Genomic DNA, 18,275 nt, shown 5'->3' on the forward strand with positions numbered 1-18,275 from the left:
CGCCATCCTAGGGAGGCCCGGCGCGGCTCAGCGCCAGGCGGCCAGGGCCTCGGGGACGCGCGGGCCCGGGGAGTCCTCGTCCAGCAGGCCCCGGGAGCGCAGGAAGGCCGTCACGGCCGGCGACCAGGCCTGGCGCAGGCCCGCCGAGGCCAGCAGCTCCGGGTCCGACAGCAGGGCCGTCGCCGGCCCGGTGCGGATGCCCGCCGGGGTCAGGACGGCCGCGTCGTCGGCCCAACGGACCGCGAGGTCCACGTCATGGGTGGCCATCACCACCGTCGTGCCCGCCCGCCGCAGCCCCGCCAGGACGTCCAGCAGCCGTTCCTGGCCGTCCGGGTCCAGGCCGGCCGTCGGCTCGTCCAGGATCAGCACGCGCGGCGCCATCGCGACCGCGCCCGCGATGGCCGCGCGCTTGCGCTGCCCGTACGAGAGCAGGTGCGTGGGACGGTCCCGCAGCGCGGTGATGTCCAGGGCGGCCAGCGCCGAGTCGACCCGCTCGCGGACCTCCGGGGCGGCCAGCCCCAGGTTCATCGGACCGAAGGACACGTCCTGTTCGACGGAGGCCGCGAACAACTGGTCGTCCGGGTCCTGGACCACCAACTGCACCGACGTCCGCAGCCGGGTCAGACCGGTCCGGTCGTAAGCCACCACCGCCCCGTCCAGCCGCAGTTCGCCCGAGCCGGGCCGCAGGCCGCCGCTGAGCAGCCGCATCAGCGTGGTCTTGCCGCTGCCGTTGCGGCCCAGCAGGACCAGCGCACGGCCCGGCGCGATGGCGAAGTCCACGCCGGCGAGGACGGCGGGACCGTCCTCGTAGGCGTAGCCCGCGCCGACCAGCTCCACCAACGGGGTCACGGACACAGCTCCTTCAGTACGAGGGTCAGGCCGACCAGGGAGGCCGGCAGGGCGGCGGACGCCGCCAGGAACCGCCGGGACAGGGTCGCCTCGGGGACGAGCACCCGCAGCGCGCCGTCGTAGCCGCGCCCGGCCAGCCCCTCCTGGAGCCGGCCGGCGCGGTCGAAGGCCCGTACGAACGAGGTCGCCGCGAGCCCGGCCAGCGAACGCCACACCGCGGCCCGGTTCGTGTGCCCGAGGCGGGCCGCCTGGGCCCGGCGGACCTGGGCCATCGAGTCGAGCAGCAGGAACCCGATCCGGTACATGACCAGGGCCACGTCCACGACCGGGGCCGGCACCCCGGCGCGCACCAGCCGGGGCAGCACGTCGGAGACCGGGGTGGTGAAGGCGAACAGCAGCACCCCGAGCGAGGCCGCCGAGGTGCGCAGGAGCAGCTCGGCGGCGTGCCGGGGCCCGTCGGGGGCGAGCGAGACGAATCCCGACGGGCCGCCCAGGGACACCAGCAGCGGCAGCGCGCCCGTGCAGCAGAAGCCGAGCGGGACCCGGAAGGCCCGCCACAGCTGTCGGCCGGCCACCCCGGCGGGGCCGAGCAGCACCGCCAGGGTCGCCGCGGCGACCAGCGGCCCGCCGGGCCAGGGCGGCAGGCACACGGCGGTGACCGTCAGCCCCAGCCCCAGCAGGGCCTTCTCCAGGGGATGGCGGCGGCGCCAGCGACTGCCGTGCGCCGCCACGTCGATCGGCAGCACCGCGCTAGCGCTCCGCGCCGGCCGCGCCGGCCGTACCCGGGTCGGCGCCGGTCCCGGCGCCCGTCCCGCTCCCGCCGTCCGCCCCGGCCGCGAGCGCCGCGCCCTGGCGGCGCCCCTTGCGCACGCCGAAGTAGTACGCGAGCACGCCCGCGCCCAGCGCCGCCTGGAGGGCGAACAGGGCCGACTCGATCTCGCCCGACGGGGGTTCGTACAGGGGGGAGAACCAGGGTTCGTAGTCCGGCTTCAGCTCGGTGATGGCCGCCTCCGCCTGCGCGTCGGCGCCGGCGAACGGCTCCTCCTTGCCGTCCCCGAGTCCCAGCGCGAGCGGGAGCACGGCCAGCGCCGCCACCAGGAGCAGCAGCAGGGTGTTGATCTTCGCGTTCCTGGTCATCGGGCCGCCGCCTCCTGCTTCGTCGTGGTACCGGTCAGCCGGGCGACGCCCAGGCGCACCAGGTCGGACCTGCTCGACTGCATCAGCAACCGCACCACGAGCACCGTCAGCAGGCCCTCGCTGATCGCGAGCGGGATCTGGGTGAGGGCGAAGATGCCCGCGAACTTCTCCAGCGCCCCGACGAACCCGCTGGCCGGGTCCGGGAACGCCATGGCCAGCTGGACGGAGGTCACGCAGTAGGTGACGAGGTCGGCGAAGAAGGCGCCGAAGAAGACGGTCACCATCAGCGGCACGTCGAACTTCTTCAGCAGCCGGTAGACCCCGTAGCCCGCCCAGGGGCCGGCGATGGCCATCGAGAAGACGTTGGCGCCGAGCGTGGTGAGCCCGCCGTGCGCCAGCAACAGGGCCTGGAACAGCAAGGTGATCGTGCCGAGGACCGCCATGATCGGTGGCCGGAACAGGATGGCTCCCAGTCCGGTGCCGGTGGGGTGCGAGCAACTGCCCGTCACCGAAGGGATCTTCAGGGCGGAAAGGACGAAGGTGAACGCTCCGGACGCCCCGAGCAGCAGGGTGCTCTCGGGATTGGCCTTCACCTCGCGGGTGAGGGCGCGGACGCCGTGGACGACGAAGGGAGCGGATGCGGCGCCCCAGGCGACCGCGTGCAAAGGGGGCAGGAACCCCTCGGCTATATGCATGAGTAGAGAGACCTCTCCAGCACCTCGTGGATGGACGACGCGCCTCGGCCGGTCTCCTGGCTCACGGGTACTGATGCCCTGACTCCGCCTTCCCGGGGCCGTGCGGTCTCCCGCGCGGAACCCAGTGGCTTCCCGCAGGAATGGAGCCGGACTTCCCGATCACAGTGGCGAGGGCCGCACCGGTTTTCCACCGGTTTCCCGAACACCAAGGCCCGCTGACAGTAGTCGGCCGCGCGGACCGGTAACAACCCGGCCCCGCCGGCGGGGGTGACCCGGGCGGGTGCGGCCCGATGGCGGCCGGGGCGGGGGCGTCCTACCCGGCCGGCCTCGACCGGTGACGGCGAAGGGGGCCCGGGGTGTGCGACACCCCGGGCCCCCGACCGCGCGTCGGACCCGTCAGGTCAGCACGTGTTGGGGTGCGAGACGTCCACCACGACCCGTTCCGGGTTGTGCAGGACGGTGACGCCGTAGGTCGGCTTGGTGTCGAAGGCGGCGCCGAAGGTCACGTACCCCTCGTAGTCGCCCGTCATGGCGAGACCCTTGAGCTTGGACAGGTAGATCTTCTGGAGCCGGGGGCCCTGGTACACGTTCTGGCCCGCGTCGTCGTGCCCCGCGGCCGGGTTCAGGCGGATCTCCAGGAAGTACTTCCCGGCCAGCGGCACGGGCTTGCCCGAGCCGTCGTAGACCAGCTTGGGAACGGGGCTGACGTTGACCGTCGGGACGTAGCCCTGGAGGTCGATCACGATCCGGTCGAAGGTGCAGTGCCCGCCCCAGCGGGCGTTCACGACGAGCGGAGTCTGGGTGTTGGTGGTGGAAGCGGCGGCGGAGGCGGCGGTGGCCGGACCGGCGAGCGCGAGTCCGGCGGTGAGCAGCGCGCCCGTGGCCAGGGCCACGATCCGCCGACGACGAGGACGAAGCAGGTGACGCATGACGTTCCCCCGATTCTTCAGAGACGGGGACAGGGTTGTCATCGGGTAGGACACCCGAGGGGCGCCCACGGTTGCACGCCGGCGCCGCCCCGTTTCCGCCCGCTGCGGAGGCCCGCGGCCGGCGCGGCGCGCCCGGCGGCCGGTCAGTGCGCCAGCAGGGCGCTCACCTCGGCGTCGAGGTCGTAGTGGCGGCGCTCCTGCCCGCGCGGGACCAGGGCGGTCATCCGGCGGCACAGCTCGCGGACGTCCTTGGCGCGGGCGGAGACCACGCAGTTCTGCAGGCCGTTGCTGAAGGCGAGGAGGACCCGCGGCTCCGAACCCTGCCGGCGGGGCCACACCTGTATGTCCCCCTCGCCCGTCGCGGTGGCCTCCCCGTCGAGCAACAGCTCCCGGGAGAACACCCAGCGCGCCAGGTGGACCCCCGCGCCGCGGAAGTCCACGGCCAGCTCGTACGGCCGGTCCGTGCGGTAGACGAAGACCCCCTGCAGGGGGACGGACGCGGGCGCCGCCTCCAGTCGGAGCGGCAGGACGCGGTGCTCGGTGACGGAGGTGTGCAACGGATGAGCCTTCCTCTCGAACGGGGTCTTCCGGGGCCGTTCCGGCACGCCGGCCGACCCCCTCGGCCCGGCCGGGCGCCGAAGGTCCCGAGCCGGACGGGCCCCTGGACCCGTCTTCGCCGCCCGCGGGCAGCCGCATGCCGACCAGGGCGGACGCCCCGGCGCCGAGCGTGCCGACCAGCAGCAGGGCCGCGTCCGGGTTGACGTACGGGGGCTCGCGGCGGTGACCGGTCCGACCAGCCCGACCGTGGTCGGGGCGGTCGGTTCGTGCCCATCGAATGACCGCGAGGCATGCGGGCTTGGAGCCCAGTGCGATGTTTCCACGCTTCCCCCCTCGCCGGTACGCGAGATCGTAGCCGCCCCCTGCGACGCCCCTGCCCCGCCCCTGGTTCCGTACGCGGAAGAGCCCGCCCTCCGGCGGGGAGGGCGGGCTCTCGGTTCGCGGCGGCGGGCGGCGCGGTCGCCGGGCGGTGGTTCCGCCCGTCACCATCGCCGCCGGCCGGTCAGGTCCGGTCGGCGCCGGTCAGCACTCGATGACGTTGACCGCGAGGCCGCCGCGGGCGGTTTCCTTGTACTTGACCTTCATGTCCGCGCCGGTCTCCTTCATGGTCTTGATGACCTTGTCGAGGGAGACCTTGTGGCTGCCGTCGCCGCGCATGGCCATCTTCGCGGCGGTGACGGCCTTCACGGCCGCCATGCCGTTGCGCTCGATGCAGGGGATCTGGACCAGGCCGCCGACCGGGTCGCAGGTCAGCCCCAGGTTGTGCTCCATGCCGATCTCGGCGGCGTTCTCCACCTGCTCCGGGGTGCCGCCCAGGACCTCGGCGAGGGCGCCGGCCGCCATCGAGCAGGCCGAGCCGACCTCGCCCTGGCAGCCGACCTCGGCGCCGGAGATCGAGGCGTTCTCCTTGAACAGCATGCCGATCGCGCCCGCCGCGAGGAGGAAGCGGACCACGCCGTCCTCGTCCGCGCCCGGCACGAAGTTCATGTAGTAGTGCAGGACCGCGGGCAGCACCCCGGCCGCGCCGTTGGTCGGGGCGGTCACCACGCGCCCGCCCGCCGCGTTCTCCTCGTTGACCGCCATCGCGTAGATGGTGGTCCACTCGCTGCGGTGCATCATCGGGTCGCCCTCGGTGCGCAGCTGGCGCGCCGTGGAGGCGGCCCGGCGCTTGACCCGCAGGCCGCCCGGCAGGATGCCCTCGCGGGACATGCCGCGCGCGACGCAGGCCTGCATGACCCGCCAGATCTCCAGGAGGCCCTCGCGGATCTCCTCCTCGGTGCGCCAGGCCTTCTCGTTCTCCATCATCAGGGAGGAGATCGACAGGCCGGTCTCGTTGGCGAGGCGCAGCATCTCGTCGCCGGAGCGGAAGGGGTACTTCAGCTCGGTGTCGTCGAGCTTGATCCGGTCCTCGCCGACCGCGTCCTCGTCGACGACGAAGCCGCCGCCGACCGAGTAGTACGTCTTCTCCAGGAGCGGGTTGCCGGCCTCGTCGTAGGCGAAGAGCGTCATGCCGTTCGCGTGGTACGGCAGCGAGCGGCGGCGGTGCAGGATCAGCTGGTTGGGCTCGTCGAAGGCGATCTCGTGGCCATCGCCTATCTCCGCCCCCAACAGCCGCAGCCGGCCGCTCTGCCGGATGCGCTCGACCTCGGCGTCGGCGCTCTCGACGTTCACCGTGCGGGGGGAGTGCCCCTCCAGGCCCAGCAGCACCGCCTTGGGCGTGCCGTGGCCGTGGCCGGTGGCGCCGAGGGACCCGAAGAGCTCCGCGCGGACGGAGGCGGTCTGGGCGAGGACGCCGTCCTTCTTCAGCCGCATGACGAACATGCGCGCCGCGCGCATCGGGCCGACCGTGTGGGAGGAGGACGGGCCGATGCCGATGGAGAAGAGGTCGAAGACGGAGATGGCCACTGGCGGACTCCCTTGTCTGCTCGTGGGGTGGGAGGGGGCAGGAGGTGGAGCGGTGTGCTGATCGAGCGGTGGGGTGATCAAAGGGCGGATCTGCGGATTTTGTCCGGTGGTCGAGCGTAACGCGTGCAGGTGAACGCCTCTGCTGCCGGACGTGGCGCTCAGGCGTGGGCCGGCTCGCGTTCCGGTTCCGCCGCCGGGGCGACGGAGCCGTCCAGTACCGGGTCCGGGCCCGGCAGGCCCGCCCGGTGGGCCTTGACGCCCGCGTCCACGGCCCAGAAGTACGTGACGAGCGCCATGGCGGCGACGAGGGCGATGTCCAGCCCGCCCGGGAGGGTGCCCCGGCCGCCGAAGTCGGTGGAGCCCAGCCAGGACAGCAGGGACAGGGCTCCGAGGAAGAAGACGATCCACCAGGCCGGGGCGAACTGGCGGGAGAGGTTCCGCTCGCCCTTGCGGGAGAGCACGAGGGCGGCGATCGGGGCGGCCAGCAGGGTCAGCGCGGTGACGATGCCGGTGTTGGGCCACTTCGACCAGTACAGGGCGCAGGCGGCGAAGACGAAGGTGAGCGGGCACAGGACCTTCGCGGCGGGCAGCCGGAAGGGGCGGGGCAGACCGGGCTTGGTGCGGCGGAAGACGCCGACCGCGACGGGACCGATCAGGTACGAGATCACCATCGCGGCCGAGATGACCGGCGCCAGGGTCTTCCAGCTGTGGCCGACGGTCACCAGCAGCAGGACGGAGAACCCCAGGTTCAGCCACATCGCCGGGCGGGCGGTCCCGTACACGGGGTGCGTCTCCTTGAGTCGCCTGGGGAAGAAGCCGGTCTCGGAGAGGTTCTGGACCATGTAGGCGGCCGAGGCCACGTTGGCGATGTTGGAACCGGCGGGGGAGACGAAGGCGCCGAACTGGAGCATCACCACCACCCAGTGGATCATCAGCAGCTTGGCGAGGTCGGCGAACGGCGAGTTGAAGTTCACCCCGGACCAGCCGCCGGCCTGCGCCAGGTGCTCCGGCGGTACGGCGCCCAGGAAGGCCACCTGGAGGGCGAGGTAGATGACCAGGCCCAAGGACAGCGCGCCGACCAGGGCGACCGGAATGGCCCGGCCCGGGTTCTTGGCGGCCCCGCCGAGGTTCACGACCGCCTGGAAGCCGTTGAAGGCGAAGACGACGCCCGAGGTGGTCACCGCCGTCAGGACGGCGGTCCAGCCGTTGGGCGCGAAGCCGCCGTGCGCGGAGAAGTTCTCGGTGTGGAAGCCGGAGGCGATCAGCGCGGCGACGGCGAGCACCGGGATGGCGAACTTGACCAGGGTCAGCGCCGCGTTGATCTTCGCCAGCAGCTGGACCGACCAGTAGCAGGACAGCCACAGCACGACGGTGAGCACCAGCGCGACGGCCATGCCGAAGCCGGTCAGTTGGTGGGACCCGGCGTCCACCAGGTCCCGTGCCCAGCCGAAGCTCCAGGAGGACATGTACTGGGTCGCCGCGATCGACTCGATGGGGATCAGGGAGGCGACCGCGATCCACACCGCCCAGCCGGTGATGAAGCCGAGGACCGGGCCGTGCGAGATGGCCCCGTACCGGGCCATGCCGCCGGGGATCGGGTAGGCGGCGCCCACCTCGGTGTAGGACATGGCGATCATGCCGATGAACACGGCCCCGATCACCCAGGCGACGAGCGCCGCGGGGCCCGCGACCTGCGCTGCCGTGCCGGCACCGAAGAGCCAGCCCGATCCGAAGATCGAGCCGATGCCGATCATGATCAGCGCGAAGAGACTGAGTCCCTTCCGGTTCGCTGCGCTCATGTCCATGGGGAGGGTGTCCGTCCTGACGGGAATGCCGTGGCGTGCTGTCTTTATCGCGAGCCTATTTGCCACTTTTTGAACGTTTAAGAGGCGATGGGCGGCATCCGCCAAGGACATTGGTCATGAAAAGGGCCCGGCCTGTGGACAACACGGCCGGGCCCCCTCCTTCGGCTACAGCGACGGGTACAGCGGGAACTTCGCGGCGAGCGCCGAGACGCGCGCCTTCAGGTCCGCCGCGTCGTACTCCGGCTTCAGTGCCTGCGCGATGATCTCGGCGACCTCGGTGAAGGCCTCGGCGTCGAAACCGCGGGTGGCGAGCGCCGGCGTACCGATCCGCAGGCCCGAGGTCACCATCGGCGGCCGCGGGTCGTTCGGGATGGCGTTCCGGTTGACCGTGATGCCGACCTCGTGGAGGCGGTCCTCGGCCTGCCGGCCGTCGAGCTCCGAGTTGCGCAGGTCCACCAGGACCAGGTGCACGTCGGTGCCGCCGGTGAGGACGTCCACGCCCACGGCCTTGACGTCGTCCTGGACCAGACGGGCGGCCAGGATGCGCGCGCCCTCCAGGGTGCGCACCTGGCGCTCCTTGAAGTCCTCCGAGGCCGCGATCTTGAAGGAGACGGCCTTGGCCGCGATCACGTGCTCCAGCGGGCCGCCCTGCTGGCCCGGGAAGACCGCGGAGTTGATCTTCTTGGCCAGCTCCTGCGTCGACAGGATGACGCCGCCGCGCGGACCGCCGAGGGTCTTGTGCGTGGTGGTGGTGACGACGTGGGCGTGCGGCACCGGGTTCGGGTGCAGGCCCGCGGCGACCAGACCGGCGAAGTGCGCCATGTCGACCATCAGGTACGCGCCGACCTCGTCCGCGATGCGGCGGAAGGCGGCGAAGTCCAGCCGGCGCGGGTAGGCGGACCAGCCGGCGACGATCAGCTGCGGCTTGGACTCCTTGGCGAGGCGCTCGACCTCGGCCATGTCGACCTCGCCGGTCTCGTCGACGTGGTACGGGACCACGTTGTAGAGCTTGCCGGAGAAGTTGATCTTCATGCCGTGGGTCAGGTGACCGCCGTGGGCCAGGTTCAGACCCATGATCGTGTCGCCCGGCTTCAGCAGCGCGAACATCGCGGCGGCGTTCGCCTGCGCACCGGAGTGCGGCTGCACGTTCGCGGCCTCGGCGCCGAAGAGCGCCTTGATCCGGTCGATCGCGATCTGCTCGACGACGTCGACGTGCTCGCAACCGCCGTAGTAGCGGCGGCCGGGGTAGCCCTCGGCGTACTTGTTGGTCAGGACCGAGCCCTGGGCCTCCATGACGGCGACGGGAGCGAAGTTCTCCGACGCGATCATTTCCAGGGTGGACTGCTGGCGCACGAGCTCGGCGTCGACGGCGGCGGCGACGTCGGGGTCGAGCTCGTGGAGGGGCGTGTTCAGTACGGACATCGAAATCCCCTGGTGTCAGTTGTCGGAGTGGGTGAGCGCGGCGTACTCCTCGGCCGAGAGCACGTCCTTGGGCTCGTCCGAGAGGCGCACCTTGAACAGCCAGCCACCCTCGAACGGGGCCGTGTTCACGAGGGCCGGGTCGTCCACGACGTCCTGGTTGGCCTCGACGACCTCGCCGGAGACGGGGGAGTACAGGTCGCTGACCGACTTGGTCGACTCCAGCTCGCCACAGGTCTCGCCCTCGGTGACGGTGTCGCCGACCTCGGGGAGCTGGGCGTAGACGACGTCACCGAGCGCGTTGGCCGCGAACTCCGTGATGCCGACCGTCGCGACGCCGTCCACGGCGTCCGACAGCCACTCGTGCTCCTTGGTGTAACGCAGCTGCTGGGGGTTGCTCATGACCTGATTCTCCTGGATGCGGGGGAGTGGATACGAACAGCGGTCTTGGATGCTGGGACGCCACGGGACGACCCCGTACGGGTGCCCGTACGGCCGTCCGTGCCGCGTTGCCGTGTGCGGAACTACTTCTGCCGCTTGTAGAACGGCAGGGCCACGACCTCGTACGGCTCATGCGTACCGCGAATGTCGACGCCAACGCCGGACGTGCCGGGTGCGGCGTGCTCCGCGTCGACGTACGCCATCGCGATCGGCTTGCCCAGCGTCGGGGACGGGGCGCCCGAGGTGACCTCGCCGATGACCTGCCCGTCGGCGACGACGGGGAAGCCGGCGCGCGGGACGCGGCGGCCCTCGGCGATCAGGCCGACCAGCTTGCGCGGCGCCTTCGTGGCGGCCTTCTCGGCGGCGGCCTCCAGCGCGGCGCGGCCGACGAAGTCGCCCTCCTTCTCGAACTTCACGACCCGGCCCAGACCCGCGTCGAACGGGGTGAGGGAGGTGGTCAGCTCGTGCCCGTACAGCGGCATGCCCGCTTCCAGGCGCAGGGTGTCGCGGCAGGACAGGCCGGCCGGGACCAGGCCGACGCCCGCGCCCGCCTCGGTCAGCGCCTGCCACAGCGCCACCGCGTGCTCGGGGGAGACGAACAGCTCGAAGCCGTCCTCGCCCGTGTAGCCCGTACGCGCGATCAGCGCGGGCACGCCCGCGACGGTGCCCGGCAGGCCCGCGTAGTACTTCAGCCCGTCCAGGTCGGCGTCCGTGAGGGACTTCAGGATGCCGGGGGACTCCGGACCCTGGACGGCGATCAGCGCGTACGCGTCACGGTCGTCGCGGACCTCGGTGTCGAAGCCGGCGGCGCGCTCGGTGATCGCGTCCAGCACGACCTGGGCGTTGGAGGCGTTGGCGACGACCATGTACTCGGTCTCGCCGAGGCGGTACACGATCAGGTCGTCGACGATGCCGCCGTCCTCCTGACAGATGTGCGTGTAGCGGGCGCGGCCGACACCGACGGTCGAGATGTTGCCGACCAGCGCGTAGTCCAGCGCCTTGACGGCCTCGGGGCCGGTCAGGGTGATCTCGCCCATGTGCGACAGGTCGAACAGGCCGGCGCGGGTGCGCACGGCGTTGTGCTCGTCGCGCTCACTGGCGTACCGCAGCGGCATGTCCCAGCCCGCGAAATCGGTCATGGTCGCACCGAGCGAGCGGTGCAGCGCGTCGAGCGCGGTCAGGCGGGGGGCAGTGCTCATGGGTGTGGCTCCCGGGTCCCAGGGCATGACATGACGAGGACGATCCTCCCCATCTGTCATCGGAACCTGAGAGGTTCGCCGGGAGTTCCCGCGCGTACGGGTCAACTCCACGGTTTGCACCTTGGGTGGAGCACGCTCCGACGACCGTCGGGACGGTCGTGGCGCGGCTCGCTTTTCAGATCTGCCTCATCCACGCGGTACGGGGCCTGAGAGATTCAAGGGAGGTACTTGCTCCTTCGGCGCCCGGACACGGCCTTGCGGCCCTGCCGGGACTCTCCCGCGCGGATTCAAGCGGCCGGTATGCAGTTGGTGTCCAGATGGCGCACATCATTGCACGGGACGTCCGGGACCGGGCGGCGGGGCCCGTGGGAAAGCCGAGAGCGGAACCGGGGGCGCCGGATTACCGTCTCTTTACACTCAGTGGGCATGGGGCTCGTGCGGCCCCGTTTCGGGGGGAGACGCTGTGCGGAGGTTCGGAGTGGTCACCACAACGGGACCCGTCGACGGAGGAACCGGGATCGACGCGGTCCCGGCCCAGCGGGCCGCGGGAGCGGCGCCGCGCGCCCTCGCGCAGGGCCTCGGCCCGGTCCGTGACCTGCGGGGATCCGCCGCGTGCGGCCCGCACCGGCTCGGCTTCGCGACGGGGGACATCGTCGTGGTGTCCGGCCTGCCCGGCGGCGGCAAGAGCACCCTGATCAAGCGCGCCACCGACGGCGGCGGCATCGACTCCCAGGACGCCCGCGAACGCTGGGAACGCCGGATGCCGGCCGCGCTGCCCTACGCCGCGTACCGGCCCCTCGTCCGCGTCGCCCACTACTGGGGCCTGTGGCGCAAGCTCAGCTCCGGTGAATCCGTAGTGGTCCACGACTGCGGCACCCAGAGCTGGGTGCGCGCTCTGCTCGCGACCGTCGCCCGCCGCCGCGACCGTTCGCTGCACCTGCTGCTGCTCGACACCACCGCCGAGGAGGCGCTGTCCGGCCAGGCGGCGCGGGGGCGCCGGGTGTCCGCGTACGCCTTCGCCTGCCACCGGGGCGCCGTCCGCCGGCTGCTCCGCGAGGCCGAGGCCGGCCGGCCGCCCGCGGGCTGCGCCTCGGCGACGCTGCTCGACCGCCGCTCGGCCGCCGCCGTGACCTCCATCGCCTTCCACGGCTGACTCCGACCGGCCCGCCCGCAGCCGATAGCCTCGGCAGCACATCGGCGCCACACGGAGGGCAGGGGTACATGCAGGGCAGCGGCTGGCCGGCGAACGAGTTGGAGCAGGTGCTCGGGGCGGCGCTCGGGCGGACGGACGCCGGGGAGCGGATCGTCGAGGTGCTCGGGCGCAGTCCGCTCTGGGTGCCGCTGCCCGAGGGCGGCGGCCCGGACCAGGGCAGCCTCAGCCTTCCCACGATGCTGATCGGCGGGGAGGCGTACGTCCCCGTCTACAGCTCGGAGGCCCAGTTCCGGTACTGCGCGGGACCCGGCATGGACTTCGTGATCGCCCCCGCCGTGGAGTTCGCCCGCGGCCTGCCCCCGCAGCTCGGCATCGCCGTGAACCCGGAGGGGGCCGTCGGGGTGCCGCTGCCGCCGGCCGCCGTCGCCGAACTGTGCCGGGCGGGCCGGGGGCCGCTCGACGGTCCGGCCACCGGGGGCCGGGTACGGCTCTTCGAGCCCGACTGGCAGGAGGACCCGGTCGACTTCCTGGCCGTCGCCGCCGAGGAGTTCCGCGGCACCGGCGTGGTCGCCGCCGCCCACCGCTGCCTGGCCAGCGTGGAGGGCGGGGCCCCCGAGCTGTACGTCGGTGTCCGGCTGGTGGGATGGGACCCCGAGTTCCGCGGCGCCCCGCTGGAGGCCCTCGGACGGGCCCTGGCACGCGTACCGGTGCCCTGGACCGTGCAGTTGATCCTGCTCGACGCCGCCGAGGACCCGGTCACGGAGTGGATTCGTGAGCGCGTACGCCCCTTCTACCTTCCGTAGCGCCGCTTAAGCTGGGCGGTACGGGTGGACGACGGGCGGACGAAGAGGGGTACCGGGTGAGTGCGTCAGGCACGGCCGCGGCCGGGCAGGTCGAGCACATGCTGCGCCAGGTGACTCCCGGGCGCTATGAGAACTACGAGTCATTGCTGCACGGCCTCGCGGAGGGCCGGCTGTGGATGCTGCTGTGGCAGGGACAGCCGGGTTCGCCGGACGCCCAGTACGGCGGCATGGAGGTCGACGGGCTCGGCTACGCGCCCTGCGTGACCTCGCCGCAGGAACTGGCCGCCAGCGGCTGGAACCGCGGCTACGAGGTGGTCACCGGCCGGGACGTCGCCCGCGCCCTCTACCCGGACCGCTGGGGCCTGTGGGTCAACCCGCACGCCCAGGGCGGCGGCCTCGGCGTGCCGTGGGCCGACCTGCGTCGGATCGCCACCGGCCTGGACCGGATGCCGGCCGGCCCGTTGCGGCTCTCCGAGCCCTCCCTGGAGCTGCCGCAGTTCTACGGGCTGCTGACCCGCCACGCGCACCGCACGCCCGCCGTGCGCTCGCTGCGCCGCGCCTGGGTGCAACCTTCGCTGGGGTCGGCGTACCTCGCGGTGGGGCTCGACCTCTACGACGCCTCCGCGCCCGCGCTGGAATCCGTCCGCGAGATGATGCGGCAGTCCGTCGGGGCGGTGCCCGAGGGGGTGCCGGTCTGCACGGTCGCGCTGGCCGACGAGCACGACCCGGTGGCGATGTGGCTGCGCGCGCAGACCCGGCCGTTCTACGACCGGGAGGGTCAGGCGGCGGTCCACTAGCGGACGCCGGAGGCCGCCGGGACGCACCCGCAGGGCTTTCACCAGGTCACCTACAGGGAGAACGGGCAGCCGCCCGCCCTCTGGGACGGACCCCTTCGACGGACTTCGGGCCGCCGGGAACCACGGTTCCCGGCGGCCTTCGCGTTGTCCGGATTTCAACCCTGTTGGGCGCCCAATAGGCGCACTCCTCCAGTGAGTTGGGCGCGATGTCCGGTTAGGTACCGAACGGCCGGTCTTGCTCCGCTGAGGAGACAGTGGAGTCCGGATAACGGGAACCGACGCATCAGATCACGGTTGCGCATCCATTCATCTGCGGGTCTGGCGGCTGGTCGAGCGCCCGATGAAGACTCCCCACCCAAGAGCCGGTCAGTCCTCCAGGACCCGGTTCGGCACGTGGACTTCGCTTGTTGTTCCGCACGGCACTTTCCGCACTTCAGCTGCTCAGCACCCTGCACTCCGCACGCGTTCTGCGTGTACCACGCACTCCGAGCGCCACTCCGCACCAACGCCGCCACAGCGGCGGGCATGGGCCGGCTACCCGTCGGCCGAGAGGGGTCCCCACCACGATGACGGCACCACTGCATGACACGAGCGCGGAAACACCCGCACCCGTGTCCGTAGCCGACGTCCCTGCCAAAGCCATCGAAGGCCGTTCGCCCGGCCGCATCGCCTGGATGCGGCTCAAGCGTGACAAGGTCGCGCTGACCGGCGGCGTGGTCGTGATCCTGTTGATCCTGATCGCGGTGTTCGCCCCGCAGATCGTGAGCCTGTTGGGCCATCCGCCCAACGAGTTCCACGAGGACATGATCGACCCGGACCTGGGCACGCCGATCGGCTCCTTCGGCGGCATGAGCTCCGAGTTCCTGCTGGGCGTCGAACCGACCAACGGGCGCGACGTGTTCAGCCGGATCGTCTACGGCGCCCGCATCTCGTTGGTCGTCGCCTTCCTGGCGGCCTTCGTGTCGGTCGTCATCGGCAGCCTGCTCGGCGCGCTGGCGGGCTTCCTCGGCGGCTGGGTCGACGGCGTCATCAGCCGCCTGATGGACCTGCTGCTGGCCTTCCCGCAGCTGCTGTTCACCATCGCCCTGGTCTCGGTCGTCCCCAACTCCCTGCTGGGCTTCGAGGGTTCGGGCGTCCGGATGGGCGTACTGATCGTCGTCATCGGCTTCTTCGGCTGGCCGTACATCGGCCGCATCGTCCGCGGCCAGACGATCTCCCTGAGGGAGCGCGAGTACGTCGAGGCGGCCCGCAGCCTGGGCGCCGGTCGCGGCTACATCCTGATCAAGGAGCTGCTGCCGAACCTGGTCGCGCCGATCCTCGTCTACGCGACGCTGATCATCCCGACGAACATCCTGACGGAAGCGGCCCTCAGCTTCCTCGGCGCCGGCGTCAAGCCGCCCACCGCCTCTTGGGGAAAGATGCTGTCCGACGCCATCCCCATCTACCAGGACGACCCCATGTACATGGTGGTCCCGGGTATCACGATCTTCATCACCGTCCTGGCGTTCAACCTCTTCGGGGACGGGCTGCGTGACGCACTCGACCCCAAGGGCAGCTGAACCGCTTCTCGATTCACCCACCTTTGGAGGTTGGACCATAGTGATCCGCAGAAAGCAGGCACTCGCGATCACCGCCGTGATCGCCGCCCTGTCCCTGACCGCCGCGTGCGGTGGCGACGACGGCAAGGCCGAGGGCAAGGGCGGTGACGGCGGCGCCGCGTTCAACGCGGCCACCACCGCGCTCGTGAACCCCTCGGACGCCAAGGGCGGGGAGCTCAAGCTCTGGTCGCCGCAGGACGTCGACTACCTCGACCCGGCGCGTGCCTACTACGGCTTCGTGTGGAACATGCAGCGCCTGTACGTGCGCCAGCTGCTCGCGTACGACAGCAAGCCGGGCGAGGCGGGCACCAAGCTGGTCCCGGACCTCGCCGAGGCCCTGCCGGTGCTCAGCAACGACGGCAAGACCTACACCGTCAAGCTCAAGGACGGCGTCAAGTTCGAGGACGGCACGCCGGTCACCTCGAAGGACATCAAGTACGGCATCGAGCGCGTCTTCGCGCAGGACGTGCTGTCCGGTGGTCCGACGTACCTGATCGACATCCTCGACCAGGGCCAGAAGTACCCCGGCCCGTACAAGGACACCGACCCCAACAAGATGGGTCTGAAGTCCGTCGAGACGCCGGACGACAAGACGGTCGTCTTCAACCTGGCGAGCGCCAACTCCGACTTCAGCTACCTGCTGGCCATGCCGTCCTCCTCGCCGGTCCCGGCTGCCAAGGACACGGGCGCCACGTACACCAACAAGCCGCTGTCGACCGGCCCTTACAAGGTGGAGAGCTTCACCGCGGGCAAGGGCGCCACCTTCGTTCGCAACGAGCACTGGGACCCGAAGACCGACACGATCCGCAAGGGTCTGCCGGACAAGGTCTCCTTCACGGTGACGACCAACCCGGACGACATGGACCAGCGCCTGCTCTCCGGTGACATCGACCTCGCGGTCGACGGCACGGGCATGCAGCAGGCCGGCAAGAACAAGGTCCTGAAGGACCCCAACCTCAAGAAGAACGCGGACAACCCGTTCACGGGCTACATCCGCTACTTCGCCTTCCCGCAGACCGTCGCGCCGTTCGACAACATCGAGTGCCGCAAGGCCGTCATCTACGCCGCCGACCCGAAGTCGCTGCAGACCGCCCGCGGCGGCCCGACCAGCGGTGACCTCGGCGCCAACATGCTGCCGCCCGGCATCCCCGGCTCGGAGAAAACGTTCGACCCGTTCGGCCTGACGAAGGGCGAGCCCCAGGAGGCCAAGGCCAAGGAGGCCCTCGCGGCCTGTGGCAAGCCCGGCGGCTTCGAGACCACCATCGCCGTGCGCAACAACCGCGCGCCCGAGGTGAAGAGCGCGGAGTCCCTGCAGGCGGCCCTCGCCAAGGTCGGGATCAAGGCGACGATCGACCAGTACGACGGCAAGCTCTCCTCCTCCACGATCGGTTCGCCCGAGAACGTGAAGAAGAAGAACTACGGCATCATCGTGATGGGTTGGGGTGCCGACTACAACTCCGGCGCCGGCTTCCTCCAGCCGCTGGTCGACGGCTCGTTCATCCTGCCGAACGGCAACAACAACTACACCGAGCTGAACGACCCCGAGGTCAACGGTCTCTTCGACAAGGCCGCCTCCGCGGCCACGCCCGAGGCCGCCGCTCCGTTCTACACGGAGATCAACAAGAAGGTCATGGAGAAGGCGCTCTACCTGCCGATCAACTTCGACAAGGCCTTCGTCTACCACAACCCGCGCCTGACGAACGTCTACTTCAACGACTCCATGGGCAAGATCGACCTTGCCACGGTGGGCATCGCCGCCAAGTAGTCGCAGGCCAGGTTCAAAGCAACTCAGCACGCAAGTAAGTGCCTTCACCGCACATGCGCTAGTCCGAAGGGCAGGTGAAGGCCGCAGGCGGTGGCCGCCGTCCCCACGAGGGACGGCGGCCACCCGCCCCGGGCGGCCGACTGCAGTGCTCGTCTACCTCATACGGCGGCTGTTCAACGTCGCCGCCACGCTGCTGGTGGTCTCCGTGGTCACCTTCGGCATCTTCTTCGCGGTCCCGAAGCTGACCGGCAGCGATCCCGCGCTCATGTACGCCGGCCGCGAGACCAACGAGACCGCCCTGGCGGGCATCCGCGTGAAGATGGGCTTCGACAAGCCCATCTCCGAGCAGTACCTGCTCTTCCTCAAGGGCATCTTCGTCGGCCGCGACTACGACGGCGGCACGGATGTCACGCACTGCGCGGCGCCCTGCTTCGGTTACTCCTTCAAGACCGAGGCCCCCGTCTGGGAGACGATGATCGACCGCATGCCGGTCACCCTCTCGCTCGCCCTCGGGGCGGCCGTGATCTGGGTCATCGCCGGTGTGGCCACGGGCGTCGTCTCCGCGCTCAAGCGTCGTACCGCCATCGACCGGACCGTCATGGTCGGCGCCCTCGCCGGCGTCTCCCTGCCGATCTTCTTCACCGGCATGGTGGCCCCCGCGATCTTCGTCTACGGCCTCGGCTGGTTGGACGTCTCCAACTACCGACCACTCACCGAGGATCCACTGGCCTGGCTCAACAGCCTGATCCTGCCCTGGATCACCCTGGCCTTCCTCTTCGCCGCGACCTATGCCCGCATCACCCGGGCGACCATGCTCGAAGTGCTCGGCGAGGACTACATCCGCACCGCCCGCGCCAAGGGCCTCAAGGAGGGCGTGGTCATCCGCAAGCACGCCCTGCGCTCCACGCTCACCCCGATCGTCACCATGTTCGGCCTCGACCTCGGCGGACTCCTCGGCGGCGCGGTGCTCACCGAGACGACCTTCAACTTCCAGGGCCTGGGCACGGCCGCCGTGGCCGCCATCGGCGCCGGCGACCTCCCCGTGATCATGGGAGTGACCCTGCTCGCCGCGCTCTTCGTGGTGATGGCAAACCTGATCGTGGACCTGCTGTACGCCGTCATCGACCCGCGCGTGAGGCTGACGTGACCGAGACCCCCGCCTCCACCCCCACCGCCTCCGGCGGGCCCGCCTTCGTCCCCGAACAGGGCGGCCCGCGGGACG

17 protein-coding genes and 2 riboswitches are annotated in these 18,275 nt (G+C 71.1%); of the genes, 6 read left to right on the top strand and 11 right to left on the bottom strand.

Annotated elements, in window-relative coordinates; translation table 11 throughout:
• Nucleotides 1–27 precede the first annotated feature (27 nt).
• The 11 genes from AB0D46_RS23925 to gcvT form a co-directional block, all read right to left on the bottom strand.
• Complete coding sequence (locus AB0D46_RS23925) at nucleotides 28–855, bottom strand: ATP-binding cassette domain-containing protein (RefSeq protein ID WP_362880248.1); 828 nt, start codon at nucleotides 853–855, stop codon at nucleotides 28–30.
• Nucleotides 846–1,595 (bottom strand): cobalt ECF transporter T component CbiQ, encoded by a 750-nt coding sequence (gene cbiQ, locus AB0D46_RS23930; RefSeq protein WP_362880249.1) that lies wholly within the window; start codon nucleotides 1,593–1,595, stop codon nucleotides 846–848. Before cbiQ ends, AB0D46_RS23925 begins: the two co-directional genes overlap by 10 nt.
• 4 nt (nucleotides 1,596–1,599) lie before the next feature.
• Nucleotides 1,600–1,986, bottom strand: coding sequence for an energy-coupling factor ABC transporter substrate-binding protein (locus AB0D46_RS23935; RefSeq protein ID WP_362880251.1), 387 nt, complete (start codon nucleotides 1,984–1,986; stop codon nucleotides 1,600–1,602).
• Nucleotides 1,983–2,681, bottom strand: coding sequence for an energy-coupling factor ABC transporter permease (locus tag AB0D46_RS23940; protein ID WP_362880253.1), 699 nt, complete (start codon nucleotides 2,679–2,681; stop codon nucleotides 1,983–1,985). Before AB0D46_RS23940 ends, AB0D46_RS23935 begins: the two co-directional genes overlap by 4 nt.
• Nucleotides 2,682–2,709: 28 nt before the next feature.
• A riboswitch (cobalamin riboswitch) is annotated at nucleotides 2,710–2,906 on the bottom strand.
• A 176-nt stretch (nucleotides 2,907–3,082) separates the two neighbouring features.
• A complete protein-coding gene (locus tag AB0D46_RS23945) occupies nucleotides 3,083–3,610 on the bottom strand; it encodes a hypothetical protein (protein ID WP_362880255.1) in 528 nt (175 codons plus the stop codon).
• Nucleotides 3,611–3,753: 143 nt separating this feature from the next.
• A complete protein-coding gene (locus AB0D46_RS23950; RefSeq protein WP_362880256.1) occupies nucleotides 3,754–4,167 on the bottom strand; it encodes an SsgA family sporulation/cell division regulator in 414 nt (137 codons plus the stop codon).
• Between the two features lie 523 nt (nucleotides 4,168–4,690).
• Nucleotides 4,691–6,073, bottom strand: coding sequence for an L-serine ammonia-lyase (locus tag AB0D46_RS23955; protein ID WP_362880258.1), 1,383 nt, complete (start codon nucleotides 6,071–6,073; stop codon nucleotides 4,691–4,693).
• Between the two features lie 158 nt (nucleotides 6,074–6,231).
• Nucleotides 6,232–7,878: an APC family permease gene (locus AB0D46_RS23960; RefSeq protein ID WP_362880259.1), complete on the bottom strand. Its 1,647-nt coding sequence runs from the start codon at nucleotides 7,876–7,878 to the stop codon at nucleotides 6,232–6,234.
• 165 nt (nucleotides 7,879–8,043) lie between these two features.
• Nucleotides 8,044–9,300 (bottom strand): serine hydroxymethyltransferase, encoded by a 1,257-nt coding sequence (gene glyA, locus AB0D46_RS23965; protein ID WP_362880261.1) that lies wholly within the window; start codon nucleotides 9,298–9,300, stop codon nucleotides 8,044–8,046.
• 15 nt (nucleotides 9,301–9,315) lie between these two features.
• Entirely contained in the window at nucleotides 9,316–9,699 is a 384-nt protein-coding gene (gene gcvH / locus AB0D46_RS23970) for a glycine cleavage system protein GcvH (RefSeq protein ID WP_362880262.1), read from the bottom strand.
• 122 nt (nucleotides 9,700–9,821) lie between these two features.
• Nucleotides 9,822–10,937, bottom strand: coding sequence for a glycine cleavage system aminomethyltransferase GcvT (gene gcvT, locus AB0D46_RS23975; protein WP_362880264.1), 1,116 nt, complete (start codon nucleotides 10,935–10,937; stop codon nucleotides 9,822–9,824).
• Nucleotides 10,938–11,122: 185 nt separating this feature from the next.
• A riboswitch (glycine riboswitch) is annotated at nucleotides 11,123–11,227 on the bottom strand.
• A 188-nt stretch (nucleotides 11,228–11,415) separates the two neighbouring features.
• Between gcvT and AB0D46_RS23980 the strand changes: the two genes are divergently transcribed.
• The 6 genes from AB0D46_RS23980 (at nucleotide 11,416) to AB0D46_RS24005 (ending at nucleotide 18,200) form a co-directional block, all read left to right on the top strand.
• Nucleotides 11,416–12,090 (top strand): AAA family ATPase, encoded by a 675-nt coding sequence (locus AB0D46_RS23980; RefSeq protein WP_362880265.1) that lies wholly within the window; start codon nucleotides 11,416–11,418, stop codon nucleotides 12,088–12,090.
• Between the two features lie 68 nt (nucleotides 12,091–12,158).
• Nucleotides 12,159–12,893 carry an enhanced serine sensitivity protein SseB gene (locus AB0D46_RS23985; RefSeq protein ID WP_362880267.1) on the top strand — a complete coding sequence of 245 codons (735 nt, stop codon included), beginning with the start codon at nucleotides 12,159–12,161 and terminating at the stop codon, nucleotides 12,891–12,893.
• Between the two features lie 56 nt (nucleotides 12,894–12,949).
• Complete coding sequence (locus tag AB0D46_RS23990; RefSeq protein ID WP_362880269.1) at nucleotides 12,950–13,690, top strand: enhanced serine sensitivity protein SseB C-terminal domain-containing protein; 741 nt, start codon at nucleotides 12,950–12,952, stop codon at nucleotides 13,688–13,690.
• A gap of 566 nt (nucleotides 13,691–14,256) precedes the next feature.
• Nucleotides 14,257–15,249, top strand: coding sequence for an ABC transporter permease (locus AB0D46_RS23995; protein ID WP_362880271.1), 993 nt, complete (start codon nucleotides 14,257–14,259; stop codon nucleotides 15,247–15,249).
• A gap of 37 nt (nucleotides 15,250–15,286) precedes the next feature.
• Nucleotides 15,287–17,053, top strand: coding sequence for an ABC transporter substrate-binding protein (locus AB0D46_RS24000; RefSeq protein WP_362880322.1), 1,767 nt, complete (start codon nucleotides 15,287–15,289; stop codon nucleotides 17,051–17,053).
• A 145-nt stretch (nucleotides 17,054–17,198) separates the two neighbouring features.
• Complete coding sequence (locus AB0D46_RS24005) at nucleotides 17,199–18,200, top strand: ABC transporter permease (RefSeq protein WP_362880273.1); 1,002 nt, start codon at nucleotides 17,199–17,201, stop codon at nucleotides 18,198–18,200.
• Nucleotides 18,201–18,275: the final 75 nt, after the last annotated feature.

The organism is Streptomyces sp. NPDC048383 (assembly GCF_040651775.1).
Classification (GTDB): domain Bacteria; phylum Actinomycetota; class Actinomycetes; order Streptomycetales; family Streptomycetaceae; genus Streptomyces.